This is a genomic window from Streptomyces sp. NPDC002004 (genome assembly GCF_053593975.1).
Map to the genome: position 1 here is coordinate 67,428 of NZ_JBSFDP010000016.1, position 17,931 is coordinate 85,358.

13 protein-coding genes are annotated in these 17,931 nt (G+C 74.6%); 12 read left to right on the forward strand and 1 reads right to left on the reverse strand.

Annotated elements, in window-relative coordinates; all coding sequences use genetic code 11:
• Positions 1-87 precede the first annotated feature (87 nt).
• Genes ACWCP6_RS23195 through cobI form a run of 7 tightly spaced genes read left to right on the forward strand, consistent with a single transcriptional unit; the run spans position 88 to position 11,070 of the window.
• Positions 88-1,038, forward strand: a complete 951-nt coding sequence (locus tag ACWCP6_RS23195) for a cobalamin biosynthesis protein (protein WP_450934412.1) — start codon at positions 88-90, stop codon at positions 1,036-1,038.
• A complete protein-coding gene (locus tag ACWCP6_RS23200; protein WP_450934413.1) occupies positions 1,035-2,567 on the forward strand; it encodes a cobyric acid synthase in 1,533 nt (510 codons plus the stop codon). Before ACWCP6_RS23195 ends, ACWCP6_RS23200 begins: the two co-directional genes overlap by 4 nt.
• Positions 2,564-6,214: a cobaltochelatase subunit CobN gene (gene cobN, locus ACWCP6_RS23205; RefSeq protein WP_450934414.1), complete on the forward strand. Its 3,651-nt coding sequence runs from the start codon at positions 2,564-2,566 to the stop codon at positions 6,212-6,214. The genes ACWCP6_RS23200 and cobN overlap by 4 nt, the downstream gene beginning before the upstream one ends.
• Complete coding sequence (locus tag ACWCP6_RS23210; RefSeq protein ID WP_450934415.1) at positions 6,211-8,313, forward strand: putative cobaltochelatase; 2,103 nt, start codon at positions 6,211-6,213, stop codon at positions 8,311-8,313. The genes cobN and ACWCP6_RS23210 overlap by 4 nt, the downstream gene beginning before the upstream one ends.
• Positions 8,313-8,921 (forward strand): cob(I)yrinic acid a,c-diamide adenosyltransferase, encoded by a 609-nt coding sequence (gene cobO / locus ACWCP6_RS23215; protein WP_450934416.1) that lies wholly within the window; start codon positions 8,313-8,315, stop codon positions 8,919-8,921. The genes ACWCP6_RS23210 and cobO overlap by 1 nt, the downstream gene beginning before the upstream one ends.
• Complete coding sequence (locus ACWCP6_RS23220) at positions 8,921-10,324, forward strand: cobyrinate a,c-diamide synthase (protein ID WP_450934417.1); 1,404 nt, start codon at positions 8,921-8,923, stop codon at positions 10,322-10,324. The genes cobO and ACWCP6_RS23220 overlap by 1 nt, the downstream gene beginning before the upstream one ends.
• A complete protein-coding gene (gene cobI, locus ACWCP6_RS23225; protein WP_450934418.1) occupies positions 10,321-11,070 on the forward strand; it encodes a precorrin-2 C(20)-methyltransferase in 750 nt (249 codons plus the stop codon). The genes ACWCP6_RS23220 and cobI overlap by 4 nt, the downstream gene beginning before the upstream one ends.
• 17 nt (positions 11,071-11,087) lie before the next feature.
• Here the strand turns inward: cobI and ACWCP6_RS23230 are convergent, their stop codons facing one another.
• Positions 11,088-11,816 carry a ZIP family metal transporter gene (locus tag ACWCP6_RS23230; protein WP_450934419.1) on the reverse strand — a complete coding sequence of 243 codons (729 nt, stop codon included), beginning with the start codon at positions 11,814-11,816 and terminating at the stop codon, positions 11,088-11,090.
• Positions 11,817-11,930: 114 nt separating this feature from the next.
• Here ACWCP6_RS23230 and cobM point away from each other — a divergent pair, with 114 nt between their 5' ends.
• From cobM to cobC, 5 genes are read left to right on the forward strand one after another with little or no spacing between them, the layout of a single operon-like run.
• Positions 11,931-12,800: a precorrin-4 C(11)-methyltransferase gene (cobM, locus tag ACWCP6_RS23235; protein ID WP_450934420.1), complete on the forward strand. Its 870-nt coding sequence runs from the start codon at positions 11,931-11,933 to the stop codon at positions 12,798-12,800.
• Positions 12,797-14,077 carry a precorrin-6y C5,15-methyltransferase (decarboxylating) subunit CbiE gene (cbiE, locus tag ACWCP6_RS23240; protein ID WP_450934421.1) on the forward strand — a complete coding sequence of 427 codons (1,281 nt, stop codon included), beginning with the start codon at positions 12,797-12,799 and terminating at the stop codon, positions 14,075-14,077. The genes cobM and cbiE overlap by 4 nt, the downstream gene beginning before the upstream one ends.
• On the forward strand, positions 14,074-15,915 hold the full coding sequence (gene cobJ, locus ACWCP6_RS23245) for a precorrin-3B C(17)-methyltransferase (protein WP_450934422.1): 1,842 nt from the start codon (positions 14,074-14,076) through the stop codon (positions 15,913-15,915). Before cbiE ends, cobJ begins: the two co-directional genes overlap by 4 nt.
• A complete protein-coding gene (locus tag ACWCP6_RS23250) occupies positions 15,912-16,841 on the forward strand; it encodes a sirohydrochlorin chelatase (RefSeq protein WP_450934423.1) in 930 nt (309 codons plus the stop codon). The genes cobJ and ACWCP6_RS23250 overlap by 4 nt, the downstream gene beginning before the upstream one ends.
• Complete coding sequence (gene cobC / locus ACWCP6_RS23255) at positions 16,807-17,889, forward strand: Rv2231c family pyridoxal phosphate-dependent protein CobC (RefSeq protein WP_450934424.1); 1,083 nt, start codon at positions 16,807-16,809, stop codon at positions 17,887-17,889. Before ACWCP6_RS23250 ends, cobC begins: the two co-directional genes overlap by 35 nt.
• Positions 17,890-17,931 lie beyond the last annotated feature (42 nt).

Genomic DNA, 17,931 nt, shown 5'->3' on the forward strand with positions numbered 1-17,931 from the left:
ATACAGCGATGCCGGGCTGCCCGTCACCCGATTCTGTGCACACGACGCGTACGAGGGTTTCCAGAGGCGTAACGGCGGCCTGAACCGATGCGTGGCGAACGTGTCTTCGCGTACGGCGCCACCGCCGGCCTCCTCGGTGACCTCCTGTTCGGCGATCCCCGCCGCGGGCATCCGGTCGCCGGATTCGGACGTGCGGCGAGCGCCGTGGAACGCGTGCTGTGGCGCGACCACCGCGGGTGGGGAGCGCTGCACACCCTGGTGTGCGCGGGTGGCGCCACCGGACTCGCAGCGCTTGCCGCGCGTTCCGTCCGCACCTCCGGTACCGCCTCCGTCGCACTGACCGCGGCAGCGACCTGGGCCGTCGTCGGCGGTACGTCACTGGGCCGGGAGGCGCGGGCCGTCGGCGCCGCGCTGGAGGCCGGGGACGTCGAGGGGGCGCGGGAGCGGCTGCCCCATCTGTGCGGACGGGACCCTCAGGCGCTGGACGGCCCGGGAATCGCCCGGGCCGTGGTCGAGTCCGTCGCCGAGAACACCTCCGACGCGGTCGTGGGGGCGCTGGTCTGGGGCGCCCTGGGCGGTGTTCCGGGGCTGGTCGGGTTCCGGGCCGTCAACACGCTGGACGCGATGGTGGGGCACAAGTCGCCGAGGTACCGGCGGTTCGGCTGGGCCTCGGCGCGGCTGGACGACCTCGCCGGATGGCCGGGGGCCCGGCTCACCGCGGCGCTGGCCGCCATCGCGGGCGACGACCCACGGGGCGCCCTGCGGGCGTGGCGTGCCGACGCGGACCGGCATCCGAGTCCCAACGCGGGCCCCGTGGAGGCGTCGTTCGCCGGGGCACTCGGCGTACGGCTCGGCGGAACGCTGTCCTACGGGGGGCGGGTGGAACACCGGCCCGTGCTCAACGGCGCCGGACGGACCGTCGGCGTGGCCGACGTGGAACGGGCGGTGCGGCTGTCGCGTCGGGTGAGCTGGCTCGCCCTCGGGGCGGGCATCGCCGTGGGTGCCGGCCGTCGTCGGCTGTGGAGGGGGACGTCATGAGCGGTGGCGGACTGTTGGTCGCGGGCACCACGTCGGACGCGGGCAAGAGCGTCGTGACCGCCGGGATCTGCCGGTGGCTCGTCCGACAGGGGGTCAAGGTCGCCCCCTTCAAGGGGCAGAACATGTCCCTCAACTCCTTCGTGACCCGCGAGGGTGCCGAGATCGGACGGGCACAGGCCATGCAGGCGCAGGCCGCCCGGGTGGAGCCCAGTGCGCTGATGAACCCGGTGCTGCTCAAGCCGGGGAGCGACCGGAGCAGCCAGGTGGTGCTCATGGGCAGGCCGGTGGGCGAGTTGAGCGCACGCGGTTACCACGGCGGGCGGCAGGAGGCGCTGCTCGGGACCGTCCTGGAGTGCCTGGAGCAATTGCGGGGCAGCCATGACGCCGTGATCTGCGAGGGGGCGGGCAGTCCGGCCGAGATCAATCTGCGGCGGACGGACATCGTGAACATGGGCATCGCGCGGGCCGCGCGGCTGCCCGTGCTCGTCGTGGGCGACATCGACCGCGGCGGGGTGTTCGCGTCGTTCTTCGGTACGACCGCGCTGCTGGACCGCGCGGACCAGGAGCTCGTCGCCGGGTATCTGGTCAACAAGTTCCGCGGCGACGTGTCGCTGCTGGAACCCGGTCTCGACATGCTGCGCGACCTCACCGGACGGCCGTCCTACGGCGTTCTGCCCTACCGGCACGGCCTCGGGATCGACGAGGAGGACGGGCTGCGGGTGTCGCTGCGGGGCACGGTGCGGGAGTCCGTCGTGGCGCCGCCGGTCGGCGAGGACGTGCTGCGGGTCGCCGTCTGCGCGATCCCTCTCATGTCCAACTTCACGGACGTCGACGCGCTCGCCGCCGAGCCGGGCGTGGTCGTGCGGTTCGTGGACCGCCCCGAGGAGACCGCCGACGCCGACCTGGTGATCGTGCCGGGGACCCGGGGCACGGTACGGGCGTTGGAGTGGCTGCGGGAACGCGGTCTGGCGGCGGCCCTGGCACGCAGGGCCGCCGAGGGGCGCCCGGTGCTCGGGATCTGCGGCGGCTACCAGCTGCTGGGCGAGCACATCGAGGACGAGGTGGAGTCACGTGCGGGCTCCGTGGACGGTCTCGGACTGCTGCCCGTGCGGGTGCGCTTCGCACGGGAGAAGACGCTCACGCGTCCGTCCGGCAGGGCGCTGGGCGAGTACGTCGAGGGATACGAGATCCATCACGGCGTCGCCGAGGTGCTGGGCGGCGACGCGTTGATGTGCGACGACGCCGGACACCCCCTGGACGGCTGCCGGGTGGGCCCGGTGTGGGGCACGCACTGGCACGGCTCGCTGGAGTCCGACGGGTTCCGGCGCGCCTTTCTGCGCGAGGTGGCCGCCGCCGCGGGCCGCCGCTTCGTGCCCTCGCCCGACACGTCGTTCGGCGCGCTGCGCGAGGAGCAGCTCGACCGGCTCGGCGATCTGATCGAAGAACACGCGGATACGGACGCGCTGCTGCGGCTCATCGAGTCGGGCGCTCCGTCGGGACTGCCTTTCATTCCACCGGGAGCGCCATGAGCACCGTGCTGTTGTTGTCCACCGCCGATACGGACCTGCTGGCGGCCCGTGCCTCGGGCGCGCCCTACCGGATCGGCAATCCGACCCGGGTGGACGTCCGGGAGGAACTGCCCGCGCTGGTCGAGGGCGCGGACCTCGCCGTCGTACGCCTGCTGGGCGGCAAGCGCGCCTGGGAGGACGGGCTCGCGGCGCTGAAGGCATCCGGGCTGCCGACGGTCCTGCTGGGCGGCGAGTCGGTGCCCGACGCGGAGCTGATGGCCGAGTCGTCGGCACCGGCGGGTGTGGTCGCGGAGGCGCTGCGCTATCTCGTCGAGGGCGGCCCGGACAACCTCGCCGAACTGGCGCGGTTCCTGTCCGACACGGTGCTGCTGACCGGCGAGGGCTTCGAGGAGCCGCGCAGGATGCCGGAGTACGGCGTCCACGGCGAGCGCCCGTCCGTGGCGGGGCGCCCGACGGTCGGCGTGCTGTTCTACCGGGCGCACGAACTCTCCGGGAACACGGCGTTCGTGGACACCCTGTGCGACGCGATCGAGGCGCGCGGCGCCAACGCCCTGCCGGTGTACTGCGGTTCGCTGCGCGGCGCCGACGCCGGACTGTACGAGCTGCTGGGGCGGACGGACGCGCTGGTCGCGACGGTCCTCGCGGCCGGCGGCACGCACGCCTCGCAGGCGTCGGCGGGCGGCGACGAGGAGGCTTGGGACATCGGCGCGCTGGCCGAGCTCGACATCCCGGTCCTCCAGGGCCTGTGCCTGACCACGTCGCGCGCCGCCTGGGCGGAGTCCGACGCGGCGCTCTCCCCCATGGACGCGGCGATGCAGGTCGCGATCCCCGAGTTCGACGGGCGCCTCGTCACGGTGCCGTTCTCCTTCAAGGAGCAGGGCCCCGACGACGTCCCGGTGTACCGGGCCGACCCCGAGCGCGCCGCCCGGGTCGCGGGCATCGCCGTGCGCCACGCCCGGCTGAAGCACCGGCGGAACGAGGACAAGAAGCTCGCCCTCGTCTTCACGGCGTACCCGACGAAGCACTCGCGCGTCGGCAACGCGGTCGGTCTGGACACCCCCGCCTCGGCTGTGCGGGTGCTCGACGCCCTGCGGGACGCGGGATACGCCGTCGAGGGCTACCCCGACAACGGCGACGAGCTGATCCACCGGCTCATCGAGGCCGGCGGCCACGACGTGGAGTGGCTGACCGAGGAGCAGTTGTCGGCGGCACCCGCGCGCGTGCCGCTCGCCGACTACCGGGCGTGGTTCGACACGCTCGACCCGGAGCTGCGCGAGGCCATGCTGGAGGCCTGGGGCGAGCCCCCGGGCAGCCTGTACGTCGACGGCGACGACATCGTCCTGGCCTCCCTGCAGTTCGGGAACGTCGTCGTGATGATCCAGCCGCCGCGCGGCTTCGGCGAGAACCCCATCGCGATCTACCACGACCCGGACATGCCGCCGTCGCACCACTACATGGCGGCGTACCGCTGGCTGGACAACACCTTCGGCGCGGACGCGATCGTGCACATGGGCAAGCACGGCACCATGGAGTGGCTGCCCGGCAAGGGCCTCGGACTGTCCGGCGGCTGCGCCCCGGACGCGGTGCTGGGCGATCTGCCGCTCATCTATCCGTTCATCGTGAACGACCCCGGCGAGGGCACCCAGGCCAAGCGCCGCGGGCATGCCACGGTCGTCGACCACCTGGTGCCGCCGATGGCGCGCGCCGACACCTACGGCGACCTGGCGAAGCTGGAGCAGCTGCTCGACGAGTACGCGCTCGTGTCCGACCTGGACCCGGCGAAGGCGCCCGCCGTGCGCGCCCAGATCTGGACGCTGGTCAAGGCGGCGGAGCTCCACCACGACCTGCATGTCGACGAGCAGCCCGACGACGACGCCTTCGACGAGTTCGTCATGCACATCGACGGCTATCTGTGCGAGATCAAGGACGTGCAGATCCGTGACGGTCTGCACATCCTCGGCGGCGGGCCGGTCGGTGAGCCGCGGGTCAATCTGGTGCTGGCCGTGCTGCGGGCCTCCCAGGTGTGGGGCGGGCAGGCGCACGCGCTGCCGGGCCTGCGCGCCTGTCTCGCGGCCCACTTCGGGCTCGACGAGAAGGAGCTGCTGGCGGCGCCGGGAACGCCGGTGAAGGTGCCGGCGGAGCTGACGGAGCTGGTGTCCGGTCCCTCCCGGACCGCCGCCGACACGATCGACCTGCTGGAGCAGCTGTGCCGCCGGGTCGCCGAGGCCATGGAGACCCGCGGCTGGGCCGTCGCCGATGCGCCCGCCGTGGTCCGCGAGGCCGTGGGCACGGAACTCGCCGACGCGGTGGCCGTGGTGGAGTTCGCGTGCCGCGAGGTGGTGCCGCGGCTGGCCCGTACGACGGACGAGATCGCGCACATCCTGCGCGCGCTGGACGGCGGCTACGTCCCGGCGGGCCCGTCGGGTTCGCCGACGCGCGGTCTGGTGAACGTCCTCCCGACGGGCCGCAACTTCTACTCCGTCGACCCGAAGGCGATCCCCTCCCGGCTGTCCTGGGAGGTCGGACAATCGCTCGCGGACTCCCTCGTGGCGCGCTACCTGAGCGACACGGGCACCTACCCGAAGTCCGTTGGTCTGACGGTCTGGGGCACCTCCGCGATGCGCACCCAGGGCGACGACATCGCCGAGATCCTGGCGCTGCTGGGCTGCCGCCCGGTGTGGGACGACGCCTCGCGCCGGGTGACCGGCTTCGAGGTGGTTCCCCTCCAGGAGCTGGGCCGGCCGCGCATCGACGTCACGGTCCGCATCTCCGGCTTCTTCCGGGACGCCTTCCCGCACGTCGTGGCGCTGATCGACGACGCGGTCCGTACGGTCGCGGAGCTGGACGAGCCGGCCGACCGCAACTACGTACGGGCGCACGCGGACGAGGACACGGCCGAGCACGGCGACCGGCGGCGCGCCACGGCCCGCATCTTCGGCTCGAAGCCGGGTGCGTACGGAGCGGGGCTGCTGCCGCTCATCGACGCGCGCAACTGGCGCTCGGACGCCGACCTCGCCGAGGTGTACGCGGTGTGGGGCGGCTACGCGTACGGGCGCGGGCTCGACGGGCGCGCCGCGCGCGGGGACATGGAGACCGCGTTCAAGCGGATCGCGGTGGCCGCGAAGAACGTCGACACACGCGAGCACGACCTCGTCGACGCGGACGACTACTTCCAGTACCACGGCGGCATGGTGGCGATGGTGCGCCACCTCACGGGTGCCTCGCCCGAGGCGTACGTGGGCGACAGCGCCGTACCGGACCAGGTGCGCACGCGCACCCTGGGCGAGGAGACGCACCGCGTGTTCCGCGCCCGCGTGGTCAACCCGCGCTGGATGGCGGCGATGCGCCGGCACGGCTACAAGGGCGCGTTCGAGATGGCGGCGACCGTCGACTACCTCTTCGGGTACGACGCCACGGCGGGGGTCGTCGACGACTGGATGTACGAGAAGCTCAGCGCCGAGTACGTCTTCGACGCCGAGAACCGCGACTTCATGAAGAAGTCCAACCCGTGGGCATTGCGCGGCATCACGGAGCGGCTCCTGGAGGCCGCCGAGCGCGGGCTGTGGGCGGAGCCGGACGCGGACACGCTGGAGCGGCTGCGCGCCACGTATCTGGAGCTGGAAGGCGACCTGGAGGGCGACGAGTGAGTACCCCCTATCCGTTCACCGCGATCGTCGGGCAGGACGATCTGCGGCTGGCGCTGCTGCTGAACGCCGTGTCGCCGGCCGTCGGCGGTGTGCTCGTGCGCGGCGAGAAGGGCACCGCGAAGAGCACGGCCGTGCGGGCGCTTTCGACGCTGCTGCCGCAGGTCGAGGTCGTCGCCGGGTGCCGGTTCTCGTGCGACCCCGCCGCACCGGATCCGGGGTGCCCGGACGGCCCGCACGAGGCGGGCTCCGGCGGGCCGCGCCCGGCGCGCATGGTGGAGCTGCCCGTGGGCGCGTCCGAGGACCGGCTGGTGGGCGCGCTGGACATCGAGCGGGCGCTGGCAGAGGGCGTGAAGGCGTTCGAGCCCGGCCTGCTCGCGGACGCGCACCGCGGCATCCTCTACGTCGACGAGGTCAACCTGCTCCACGACCACCTGGTCGACCTGCTGCTCGACGCGGCGGCGATGGGCGCGTCGTACGTCGAGCGCGAGGGCGTGTCCGTGCGGCACGCCGCCCGCTTCCTGCTGGTCGGCACCATGAACCCGGAGGAGGGCGAGCTGCGGCCGCAGCTGCTCGACCGGTTCGGGCTGACCGTGGAGGTGTCGGCGTCCCGCGAACCCGACCAGCGCGTCGAGGTGGTGCGGCGGCGGCTCGCCTACGACGACGACACGGAAGGGTTCGCGGGACGCTGGGCCGACGAGGAGCAGGCGCTGCGCGGGCGGATCGTGGCCGCGAGGGCCCTGCTGCCGTCGGTCCGGCTGGGCGACGGTGCGCTGCGGCAGATCGCCGCGACCTGTGCGGCCTTCGAGGTCGACGGGATGCGCGCGGACATCGTGATGGCGCGCACGGCGACCGCGCTGGCCGCCTGGGCGGGCCGCACCGAGGTGCTCGCCGAGGACGTGCGGCAGGCCGCGCTGCTGGCTCTCCCCCACCGGCGCCGCCGCAACCCCTTCGACGCGCCGGGTCTCGACGAGGACAAACTCGACGAGACGCTGGAGCAGTTCGCTGCGGACGAGGACGACGACCCGGACCCCGACGGTCCGGACGGGGGCGGCGGCCGGCCGCCGCAGGACGGCGGTCCGGACGCGCCGCCCCGGGACGGCGACGCCGAGGGTCCGGCGCCGGAGAGCGCCGAGGCCGACGGAGCCGACGGAGCGAGCGACCCGGGCCACTCCATGGGCCGGCCGTCCGACGACGGCGAGGGGCGCGGCGGCTCCGGTGCCGAGCAGGCCGCCGTGCGCGCCGCAGAGCCGTTCCGTACGAAGGTGCTGACCGTGCCCGGTCTCGGCGAGGGCGCCGCGGGGCGCCGCTCCAGGGCCCGTACCGAGCACGGCCGCACGACCGGGGCGCGCCGGCCCCGCGGCGCGCTCACCAAACTGCATCTGGCGGCGACCGTGCAGGCGGCGGCGCCGCACCAGCGGGCGCGCGGACGGTCGGGGCCCGGACTGGTCGTACGCCGCGACGACCTGCGGCAGGCGACGCGCGAGGGGCGCGAGGGCAACCTGGTGCTGTTCGTCGTCGACGCCTCCGGGTCGATGGCGGCGCGGCAGCGGATGAGCGCCGTGAAGGGCGCCGTGCTGTCGCTGCTGCTCGACGCCTACCAGCGGCGCGACAAGGTGGGCCTGGTGACCTTCCGGGGCTCCTCCGCCGAGGTCGCGCTGCCGCCGACCTCGTCGGTGGACGCGGCCGCCACCCGTCTCGAGTCGCTGCCCACGGGCGGCAGGACGCCGCTGGCCGCCGGGCTGCTCAAGGCGCACGAGGTACTGCGTGTCGAGCGGCTGCGGGACCCGGCGCGCCGGACGCTGCTGGTCGTGGTGACCGACGGGCGGGCCACCGGTGGGGTCGAGCCGGTGACGCAGGCCTCGCGTGCCGCGCGGCTGTTCGCCGCCGACGGCACGGCGTCCGTCGTCGTGGACTGCGAGTCGGGGCCCGTGCGGCTCGGCCTCGCGGGCCGGCTGGCCGGCGATCTGGGCGGCACGGCCGTCTCGCTCGGCGACCTGCGCGCGGACTCCATCGCGGGACTGGTCAGGGATGTGCAGGGCACGGGGCCCGGCACGGATGTTCGGGGCGCCGGGCGCGGCGCCGGAAGGAGGGCCGCCTGATGCCGCAGGGACAGCCGAACGTCGTTCCGGACGACGGACTCACCACCCGCCAGCGCCGCAACCGTCCGCTCGTCGTCGTGCACACCGGTATCGGCAAGGGCAAGTCGACGGCCGCGTTCGGGCTCGCGCTGCGCGCCTGGAACCAGGGGTGGCCGATCGGGGTGTTCCAGTTCGTCAAGTCGGCGAAGTGGAAGGTCGGCGAGGAGAACGCACTGCGGGTGCTGGGCGCGTCCGGCGAGGGCGGCAGCGTCGACTGGCACAAGATGGGCGAGGGCTGGTCATGGATCCAGCGCGCGCCCGCCGACGGCGAGCTCAGCAACGAGGACAAGGCCCGTGAGGGCTGGGAGCAGGTCAAGCGGGACCTGGCGGCCGAGACGTACAAGCTGTACGTGCTCGACGAGTTCGCCTACCCCCTGCACTGGGGATGGGTGGACGTCGACGAGGTCGTGGAGGTCCTGCGGGACCGGCCCGGGACCCAGCACGTGGTCATCACGGGGCGCAACGCCCCGGAGAAGCTGGTCGGGTTCGCCGACCTCGTCACCGACATGTCCAAGGTCAAGCACCCCATGGACGCGGGCCAGAAGGGCCAGAGGGGCATCGAGTGGTGATGTCGGTGCCTCGGCTGGTCGTTGCCGCGCCGGCTTCCGGCAGTGGCAAGACCACGGTGGCCACGGGGCTGATGGCGGCGTTCGCCGAGCGGGGTCTCGGCGTGTCGCCGCACAAGGTCGGCCCCGACTACATCGACCCCGGGTACCACGCCCTGGCCACCGGGCGGCCGGGGCGCAACCTCGACGCGTTCCTGTGCGGCCCGGACCTGATCGCTCCGCTGTTCGCACACGGCGCACGGGGCTGCGATCTCGCCGTGGTCGAGGGGGTGATGGGCCTGTTCGACGGTGCGTCCGGCCACGGAGAACTCGCTTCGACGGCCCATGTCGCGAAGCTGCTGCGGGCGCCCGTCGTGCTCGTCGTCGACGCCTCCTCGCAGTCGCGGTCCGTGGCGGCGCTGGTGCACGGCTTCGCCTCCTGGGATCCCGAGGTGCGGGTCGCCGGGGTGATCCTGAACAAGGTGGGGTCGGAGCGGCACGAGACGCTGCTCCGTGAGGCGCTGGACGAGTCCGGGGTGCCGGTGTTCGGCGCCCTGCGCCGGGAGGCGGAGGTGGGGACGCCGTCCCGGCACCTGGGTCTCGTGCCGGTGGCCGAGCGGCGGCCCGACGCGGTGGGCGCCGTGCGGGCGCTGGCCGCGCAGGTGCGCCGGAGCTGCGACCTGGACGCGCTGCTCGCGCTGGCGCGCAGTGCGCCCGCGCTGCCCGGGGCGGCCTGGGACGCGGCCACAGCCGTGGCCGAGGGCGCTTGCGTTCCCCCGGCCGACGCCGCGGTGGCGGGCGGCACGGGTGGGCGCGGCCCCGGGCGCCCGGTCGTCGCGGTGGCCGGTGGGGCGGCCTTCACCTTCTCGTACGCCGAGCACGCCGAGCTGCTCGACGCGGCCGGGGCGGACGTCGTGACGTTCGACCCGCTGCGGGACGAGGAACTGCCGGACGGCACCGCCGGGTTGGTCGTCGGGGGCGGCTTCCCCGAGGTCCATGCGGCGGAGCTGTCCGGCAACGAGCCGTTGCGGAAGGCCGTCGGCGAACTGGCGCGCGCCGGGGCACCCGTCGCGGCCGAATGCGCCGGGCTGCTGTATCTGTCGCGGTCGCTCGACGGCCTGCCGATGTGCGGCGTCGTCGACGCCGAGGCCCGGATGTCGGAGCGGCTCACGCTCGGCTACCGGGACGCCGTGGCCGTGTCGGACAGCGTGCTCGCGGTGAACGGCACCCGGATGCGCGGGCACGAGTTCCACCGCACCGTCGTGGATCCGGGCGCCGGGGCGGCTCCCGCATGGGGGTTCCGCACCCCTGAACGCCGGGTCGAAGGTTTCGTACAACAGGGCGTGCACGCGAGTTATCTGCACACGCACTGGGCCGGGGAGCCCGGTGTCGCCCGTCGGTTCGTGGAGAGGTGCGTGCGCATATGAGCAGCAGGCTGATCGGGGTCGGGGTCGGTCCCGGAGATCCGGAGCTGGTGACCGTCAAGGGGGTCAACGCCCTGCGGGCCGCCGACGTCGTCGTCGTGCCCGTCATGGCGGGGCCCGACGGCACGGACGGCGGCGAGCCCGGCCGCGCCGAGGCGACCGTGCTGCACTACGTCCCCGACGACAAGGTCGTACGGGTCGTCTTCGCGCTCAACGAACGGACGGACCGGGCGCGGCGGGGGGCCGCATGGGACGCCGCAGGTGAGCGGGTCGCGGAGCTGCTGCGGACGCACGGCACGGTGGCGTTCGCGACGATCGGGGACCCGAACGTGTATTCGACGTTCACCTATCTCGCGCAGACGGTGGGCGAGTTGGTGCCGGGGACGGAGGTCGAGACGGTGCCCGGGATCACCGCGATGCAGGACCTGGCGGCGCGCAGCGGTGCCGTACTGACCGAGGGGACGGAGCCGTTGACGCTCGTCCCGGTCACGGCGGGCGCCACGGTGCTGAGGGAGGCGCTGGCCGGGCCCGGCACGGTCGTGGCGTACAAGTTCGGGCGCCTGGCGCACGACGTGGCGGCGGCGCTCGCGGAGACGGGCCGTGCCGAGGGCGCCGTGTGGGGGTCGGCGCTCGGGCTGCCCGAGGAGTCCATCCGTCCGGCGTCGGAGCTGGAGGACGGCCCGCTGCCGTATCTGTCGACGCTCATCGCGCCCGCGCGGCGCGACGGCGGGCGCGGCGGGAAACTGTGACGGCGGCCCGGCCGGGGTCAGTCCGGGGCCGTGCCGATCACCAGCCACATCAGTGCGGCGCCCGCCACCGTGCACAGCAGGGTGGAGCGGGCCGGGTGGCGGTGTCCGGCCTCCGGCAGGATCTCGGCCGCCGCGATGTACAGCAGGACGCCGCCGAAGAAGCCCAGGTATCCGGCGAGCACATCGGCCGGGACGGTGAACAGCAGCGTCGACGCGACGCCCACGACCGGGGCGAACGCGTCGGCGAGGAGCATCGCGAAGGCCTTGCGGTGGGCGTTCCCGTAGGCGCGGGTCACGGTGTACGTGTTGAAGCCGTCGGCGAAGTCATGGGTGATCACGGCCAGCGCCACGGTCAGCCCCATGGTCTCGCCGACCCGGAAGGACGCCCCGATGGCGACGCCGTCGGCGATGCTGTGGCCGACCATCGTGGCGGCGGCGCCGACACCCGCGTCCGGCACGTGGCCCGGTGTGTGGGCGCCGTGTTCGGCCCTGCGCAGCGCGAGCAGCCGTTCGGCGACGTGTGCCGTGAGGAAGCCCGCGGCGAACAGCAGCAGCGCGGCCGGCACACCGTGGACGGGGTGGCCCGCGCCGCGGAGCGCCTCCGGCAGCAGGTCGAAGGCGACCACGCCGAGCATCAGCCCGCCCGCGAAGCCGAGCACCAGATGGCGCCGGTCGGCGACGTGCTGGGCCGTCCAGCCGCCGACCAGCGTCATCACGAACGAACCCAGCGCAACGAGCACCGCCATGGTCCCTTGCTAGCGGATCGGCCCGCCCGGCGCACGCTCCGCCACCCCTGACCGGTGCGGCACCCCCGCCGCGTACCCCCGACTCCCCGCACGACTCCCCGAGAGGACCCCGTCATGGCAGCCGAAGCCCCCGTCGGCCCCCAGTCCGTCGCCGGCGACCGGCCCGTCGCCGGCAAGGTGACCTTCGTCGGTGCCGGCCCCGGCGCCGCCGATCTGCTCACCCTCCGCGCGGCCCGTGCCATCGCCGAGGCCGACATCGTCATCTGGGCGGCCAGCCTGGTGCAGGCGGAGGTCCTCGACCACGCGCGCGAGGGCGCCGAGATCCTGGACTCGGCGACGATGTCGCTCGAAGCGGTCGTCGCCGTGTACGAGCGTGCGGCGGCCGAGGGGCTGAAGGTCGCCCGTATCCACTCCGGCGACCCGGCCCTGTGGGGCGGCACCCAGGAACAGCTGGACCGGTGCGCGGGACTCGACCTGGAGACGGAGATCGTGCCGGGCGTCTCGTCGTTCTCGGCGGTCGCTGCGATCGCGCAGCGCGAGCTGACGATCCCGGAGGTCGCCCAGTCGGTGATCCTCACCCGGCTCGGCGGCGGCAAGACACCGATGCCGCCCGGCGAGGAGGTACGGGAGTTCGCCCGGCACGGCACGACGATGGCGCTGTTCCTGTCCGCGGCCCGCAGCGGCCAGCTGGTGCGGGAGCTGCTGGAGGGCGGCTATCCGACGTCGACGCCGGTCGTGGTCGCGTACCAGGCGACGTGGCCCGAGGAACTCGTGGTCCGGTGCACCATCGGAACGCTGGAGGAGACCGTCAAGGAGCACAAGCTGTGGAAGCACACGCTGTTCCTGGTCGGTCCGGCGCTCGACGCGCACGGCACCCGCTCGCACCTGTACCACCCGGGGCACTTCCACGGCTTCCGCAAGGCGGAACCGGAGGCCCGGCGGGCGCTGCGCGCGGAGCGCGCGGCGGGGACGTCACCGTCGTGATCACGGTCGTCGGTACGGGGACGGGGGCGCCGCTCCCGCCGGACGCGGCCGCGGCGTTGGCCGCCGCGGGGCTCGTCGTCGGCGGACGGCGTCATCTGGACGCCGCGCCCGTACCGGAGCGTGCCGAGCAAGTCGTGCTGGGGCCGTTGGCGCCGGCGCTGGACGCGGTCGAACGCCACCGGAAGGAGGAGCGCGGCGGCGGGGTGGTGGTACTGGCCTCGGGCGACCCCGGGTTCTTCGGGATCGTACGGGCCCTGGCCGAACGGTTCGGACCGGCCGAACTCGACGTCCACGCCGGGGTGTCGTCGGTCGCGACCGCGTTCGCACGGCTCGGGCTGCCGTGGGACGACGCCGTCGTGGTCAGCGCACACGGCCGTGACCCGCGCACCGCCGTGAACGTGTGCCGCGCGCACCCCAAGGTCGCCGTGCTCACCGGCCCCGGCGCCGGGCCCGCCGAGCTGGCCGCCGAACTCGTCGGCCACCGCCGCACCCTCGTGGTCGCGACCGCGCTCGGCGACCCGGAGCGCGAGAGCGTCGAGCGGGTCACCCCGGCCGATGCCGCCGCCCGCGACTGGGGTCCGGCCGTCAGCGTCGTCCTCTGCCTGGACGAGGGCCGTGCTCCGGCGTCGACGGCGCGCACCGTCGCGGGCCACGGGTACGGGCCGGAGCGGTGGGCGCTGGACGAGGACGCGTTCCGCCACCGCGACTCGATGATCACCAAGTTCGAGGTGCGGGCGCTGGCACTGGCCCGGCTCGGGCCGCGCCTCGGCGACCTGGTGTGGGACGTCGGCGCGGGGTCCGGATCGGTGGCCGTGGAGTGCGCGCGGTTCGGAGCGGCCGTCGTCGCCGTCGAGAGGACGGCGGACGGCGCCGGACGGATCGAGGCAAACGCCGCCGCGCACGGCGTCGACGTGCGGGTCGTGCACGGCGCCGCGCCGGACGTGCTGGCGGAGCTTCCCGACCCCGACGCGGTGTTCGTCGGCGGGGGCGGCACGGATCTGCCCGCCATCGTCGCGGCCTGCGCGCGGCGGGCACGGCGGGGTGTCGTCGTCGCCCTGGCCGCACTGGACCGGGTTCCGGCGGCGCGCGCCGCGCTGGCCGGAGCCGGGTATGCCGTGGACGGCGTGCTGCTCCAGTCGTCCCGGCTGGCGCCGCTGCCGGGCGAGGTGTCCCGGCTCGCGGCGGCCAACCCCGTTTTCCTGCTGTGGGGCACCCGGCCCCCGGCAGGCACCGAGTGCGCTGGACGCACCGAAGAAACCGAAGGAGTTGCCCAGTGATCGGCCTGATCTCCGCCACGGCGGCGGGCGCGGTGGGCCGCGACCGCCTTGCCGCGGCCTGGCCCGAGCGGACTCGGGTGTACGACGGCCCCGTGGGGGAGGCGGTGCGTCGTGCGTTCGGCGAGTGCGAGCAGGTGGTGTGCTTCCTCGCCACGGGCGCCGTGGTGCGGCTGGTGGCACCGCTGCTCTCGGACAAGGCGTCCGACCCCGGTGTGGTGTGCGTCGACGAGGGCGGGCGGTTCGCCGTGTCCCTGGTCGGCGGGCACGGGGGCGGGGCCAACGAGCTGGCCGGGCGGGTGTCCGAGGTGCTGGGATCCGTGCCCGTGGTGACCACCGCGACGGATGCGGTGGGGATCCCGGGCCTGGACACGCTCGGGATGCCCGTCGAGGGGGACGTGGCCGGGGTGTCCCGGGCCCTGCTGGACGGTGAGGCCGTCGCCTTCGAAGCGGAGTTCACCTGGCCGCTGCCGGCGCTGCCGCCGGCCCTGACGCGGTCCTCGGCCGAGGCCGGGGCGGGACGGAACGGGGACGAGCAGCGGCCGCGTACCGTGCGGCTCACCGACCGGGACGTCGCACCCGCCGAGCGCGAGGTCGTCCTGCGCCCGCCGTCGCTCGTCGTCGGTGTGGGCGCCAGCAGGGGCGCTCCCGTGGAGGAGGTGCTCGGTCTCGTCCGGGACGCCCTCCGCGGCGCCGGGCTCTCCCCCGCGTCCGTCGCCGAGCTCGCCACGGTCGAGGCCAAGGCCGGGGAACCCGGGCTCGTGGCGGCGGCCGAGGCGCTCGGGGTGCCGCTCGTGACCCACTCCGCCGACGCGCTGGCGCGGGTCGAGGTGCCCAACCCCTCCGATGCGCCGCTCGCGGCCGTCGGCACCCCGTCCGTCGCGGAGGCCGCGGCGCTGGCCCTCGGCGGGGAACTGCTGGTGCCGAAGCGGAAGTCGGTGCGCGCCGACGGCGCGCCCGCCATGGCGACGTGCGCCGTGGTGCGCCGGCCGGCACGCGGCCGGCTCGCCGTCGTGGGACTCGGGCCCGGCGCGCGGGATCTGCTGACGCCTCGGGCCAGAGACGAGCTGCGCAGGGCCTCCGTGCTCGTCGGTCTCGACCAGTACGTGGACCAGATCCGGGACCTGCTGCGCCCGGGGACCCGGATCCTGGAGTCCGGGCTCGGTGCCGAGGAGGAGCGGGCGCGCACCGCCGTGGCCGAGGCCCGCAAGGGGCACGCGGTCGCCCTGATCGGGTCGGGCGACGCGGGGGTGTACGCGATGGCGTCCCCGGCGCTCGCCGAGGCGTCGGACGACATCGAGGTGGTCGGCGTACCGGGCGTGACCGCGGCGCTGGCCGCTGCGGCGATCCTCGGGGCGCCCCTCGGGCACGACCACGTGTCGATCAGCCTGTCCGATCTGCACACGCCGTGGGAGGTCATCGAGCGGCGGGTGCGGGCGGCCGCCGATGCGGACATCGTGGTCACCTTCTACAACCCGCGCAGCCGCGGCCGCGACTGGCAGCTGCCGAAGGCACTGGCGATCCTCGCCGAGCACCGGGAGCCGGCGACACCGGTCGGTGTGGTGCGCAACGCCTCGCGCCCGGACGGGTCCAGCAGGGTGACGACCCTCGCCGGACTCGACCCGGCGAGCGTCGACATGATGACCGTGGTGACGGTCGGGAACACGGCGACCCGCGAGATCGCGGGCCGTATGGTCACGCCGCGCGGCTACCGCTGGCAGACCGGGGAGTCCCCCGACACCACGTCCCCGGCTTCCTCGCCGGCCGCTTCTTCTTCCGTCCCTTCCGCTTCTTCTTCCGTCCCTTCCGCTTCCGCTTCCGTTTCCGAGGAGAACTCGTGAGCACCCCGCCCCCCGCACTGCTGATCGCCGGCCATGGCACCCGGGACGACGCGGGCGCCGAGGCCTTCCGCGCGTTCGTCCGGGAACTCGGCCGCCGCCACCCCGACCTGCCCGTCGCGGGCGGGTTCATCGAGCTGTCCCCGCCGCCGCTGGGCGAGGCCGTCACGGAACTGGTGGAGCAGGGCGTGCGCCGGTTCGCCGCGGTGCCGCTGATGCTGGTGTCGGCCGGGCACGCCAAGGGCGACATCCCCGCGGCGCTGAGCCGCGAGAAGGAACGGCACCCGGGCATCTCGTACGCCTATGGGCGTCCCCTCGGCCCGCACCCGTCGCTGCTGCAGGTCCTGGAGCGGCGGCTGGACGAAGCGCTGGGCGGGGGTGCGCGCACGCCCCGGGACCGGGCGGACGTGACCGTGCTGCTCGTCGGCCGCGGATCGACCGACCCGGACGCCAACGCCGAGGTGCACAAGGCGGCTCGGCTGCTGTGGGAGGGGCGCGGGTACGCGGGCGTGGAGACCGCCTTCGTGTCGCTGGCCGCGCCCGATGTGCCCACGGGCCTCGACCGCTGTGTGAAGCTCGGCGCGCGCAGGATCGTGGTGCTCCCCTACTTCCTCTTCACCGGGATCCTGCCGGACCGGGTGCGGCAGCAGACCGAGGGGTGGGCCGCCGCGCACCCCGAGATCGAGGTCCGCTCGGCCGATGTCATCGGTCCGGAGCCGGAGCTGCTGGACCTGGTGATGGAGCGCTACGAGGAGGCGGTGAAGGGCGACCTGCGGATGAACTGCGACTCGTGCGTGTACCGCATCGCCCTGCCCGGTTTCGAGGACAAGGTGGGGCTGCCGCAGCAGCCGCACTTCCACCCGGACGACGACGGGCACCACCACGGGCACGGCCATGGGCACGGCCACTCGCACGCCCACGCCCACTGAGGTGGGGGACGGCGAGGTGCACGATCTGCGGCACCACGGGGACGCGGAGGTGCGGGGCGCCGGCGGTGGTCTGGTGGACCTGGCGGTGAACGTGCGGGCGGACACGCCGCCCGCATGGCTGCGGGACCGGATCGCCGCGTCGCTCGGCGGTCTCGCCGCCTATCCGGACGGCCGTGCGGCACGGGCCGCGGTCGCGGCGCGGCATGGCGTCGACACCGGCCGGGTGCTGCTGACGGCGGGCGCCGCCGAGGCGTTCGTGCTGCTGGCGCGGGCGCTGAAGGTGGCGCGGCCGGTCGTGGTGCACCCGCAGTTCACCGAGCCCGAGGCGGCGCTGCGCGATGCGGGGCACTCGGTGGGGCGGGTGGTGCTGCGCGAGGAGGACGGGTTCCGGCTCACGCCGGAGGACGTTCCCGACGATGCGGACCTGGTCGTCGTCGGCAACCCGACCAACCCGACCTCGGTGCTGCATCCTGCCTCGCTGATCGCCGGACTCGCCCGCCCGGGGCGGACGGTGGTGGTCGACGAGGCGTTCATGGACGCGGTGCCCGGCGAGCGCGAGGCGCTGGCGGGCCGCACGGACGTGCCGGGGCTCGTCGTCCTGCGCAGCCTCACGAAGACGTGGGGGCTGGCGGGGCTGCGCATCGGATACGTCCTGTCCGATCCGGAGACCATCCGTGCGCTGGAGACGGCGCAGCCGCTCTGGCCGGTGTCGTCGCCGGCGCTGGTGGCGGCGGAGGCCTGCATGGAGCCGCGGGCGCTCGCCGAGGCGGAGCACGCGGCGCGGCGTATCGCGGAGGACCGGGAGTATCTGTGTGCGGGGCTGGCGGCCGCGGGGCTGCGGACGGCGGGGCCCGCGGAAGGCCCGTTCGTCCTGGTCCGGGTACCCGACGCGATGGCCGTACGCGACCGTCTGCGTGCCCTCGGCTTCGCCGCCCGCCGGGGCGACACCTTCCCCGGCCTGGGCCCCGCTTGGCTCCGTCTGGCGGTGCGTGACCGGGCCACGACCGGCCGGTTCCTCACCGCGCTGGACAAGGCGCTGCACCCGTGATCCCCGGCCCCACCGGCCGGCTGGACGGTGGGGCCGACGGGC

What these genes read in the sequence shown, in the direction of transcription:
- cobM (WP_450934420.1), top strand. Translation starts at nt 11,931, where the DNA reads ATGGCAGCCGAAGCCCCCGTCGGCCCCCAGTCCGTCGCCGGCGACCGG.
- ACWCP6_RS23195 (WP_450934412.1), top strand. Translation starts at nt 88, where the DNA reads ATGCGTGGCGAACGTGTCTTCGCGTACGGCGCCACCGCCGGCCTCCTC.
- cobI (WP_450934418.1), top strand. Translation starts at nt 10,321, where the DNA reads ATGAGCAGCAGGCTGATCGGGGTCGGGGTCGGTCCCGGAGATCCGGAG.
- cobO (WP_450934416.1), top strand. Translation starts at nt 8,313, where the DNA reads ATGCCGCAGGGACAGCCGAACGTCGTTCCGGACGACGGACTCACCACC.
- ACWCP6_RS23220 (WP_450934417.1), top strand. Translation starts at nt 8,921, where the DNA reads ATGTCGGTGCCTCGGCTGGTCGTTGCCGCGCCGGCTTCCGGCAGTGGC.
- cobN (WP_450934414.1), top strand. Translation starts at nt 2,564, where the DNA reads ATGAGCACCGTGCTGTTGTTGTCCACCGCCGATACGGACCTGCTGGCG.
- cobC (WP_450934424.1), top strand. Translation starts at nt 16,807, where the DNA reads ATGGGCACGGCCACTCGCACGCCCACGCCCACTGAGGTGGGGGACGGC.
- ACWCP6_RS23200 (WP_450934413.1), top strand. Translation starts at nt 1,035, where the DNA reads ATGAGCGGTGGCGGACTGTTGGTCGCGGGCACCACGTCGGACGCGGGC.
- ACWCP6_RS23230 (WP_450934419.1), bottom strand. Translation starts at nt 11,816, where the DNA reads ATGGCGGTGCTCGTTGCGCTGGGTTCGTTCGTGATGACGCTGGTCGGC.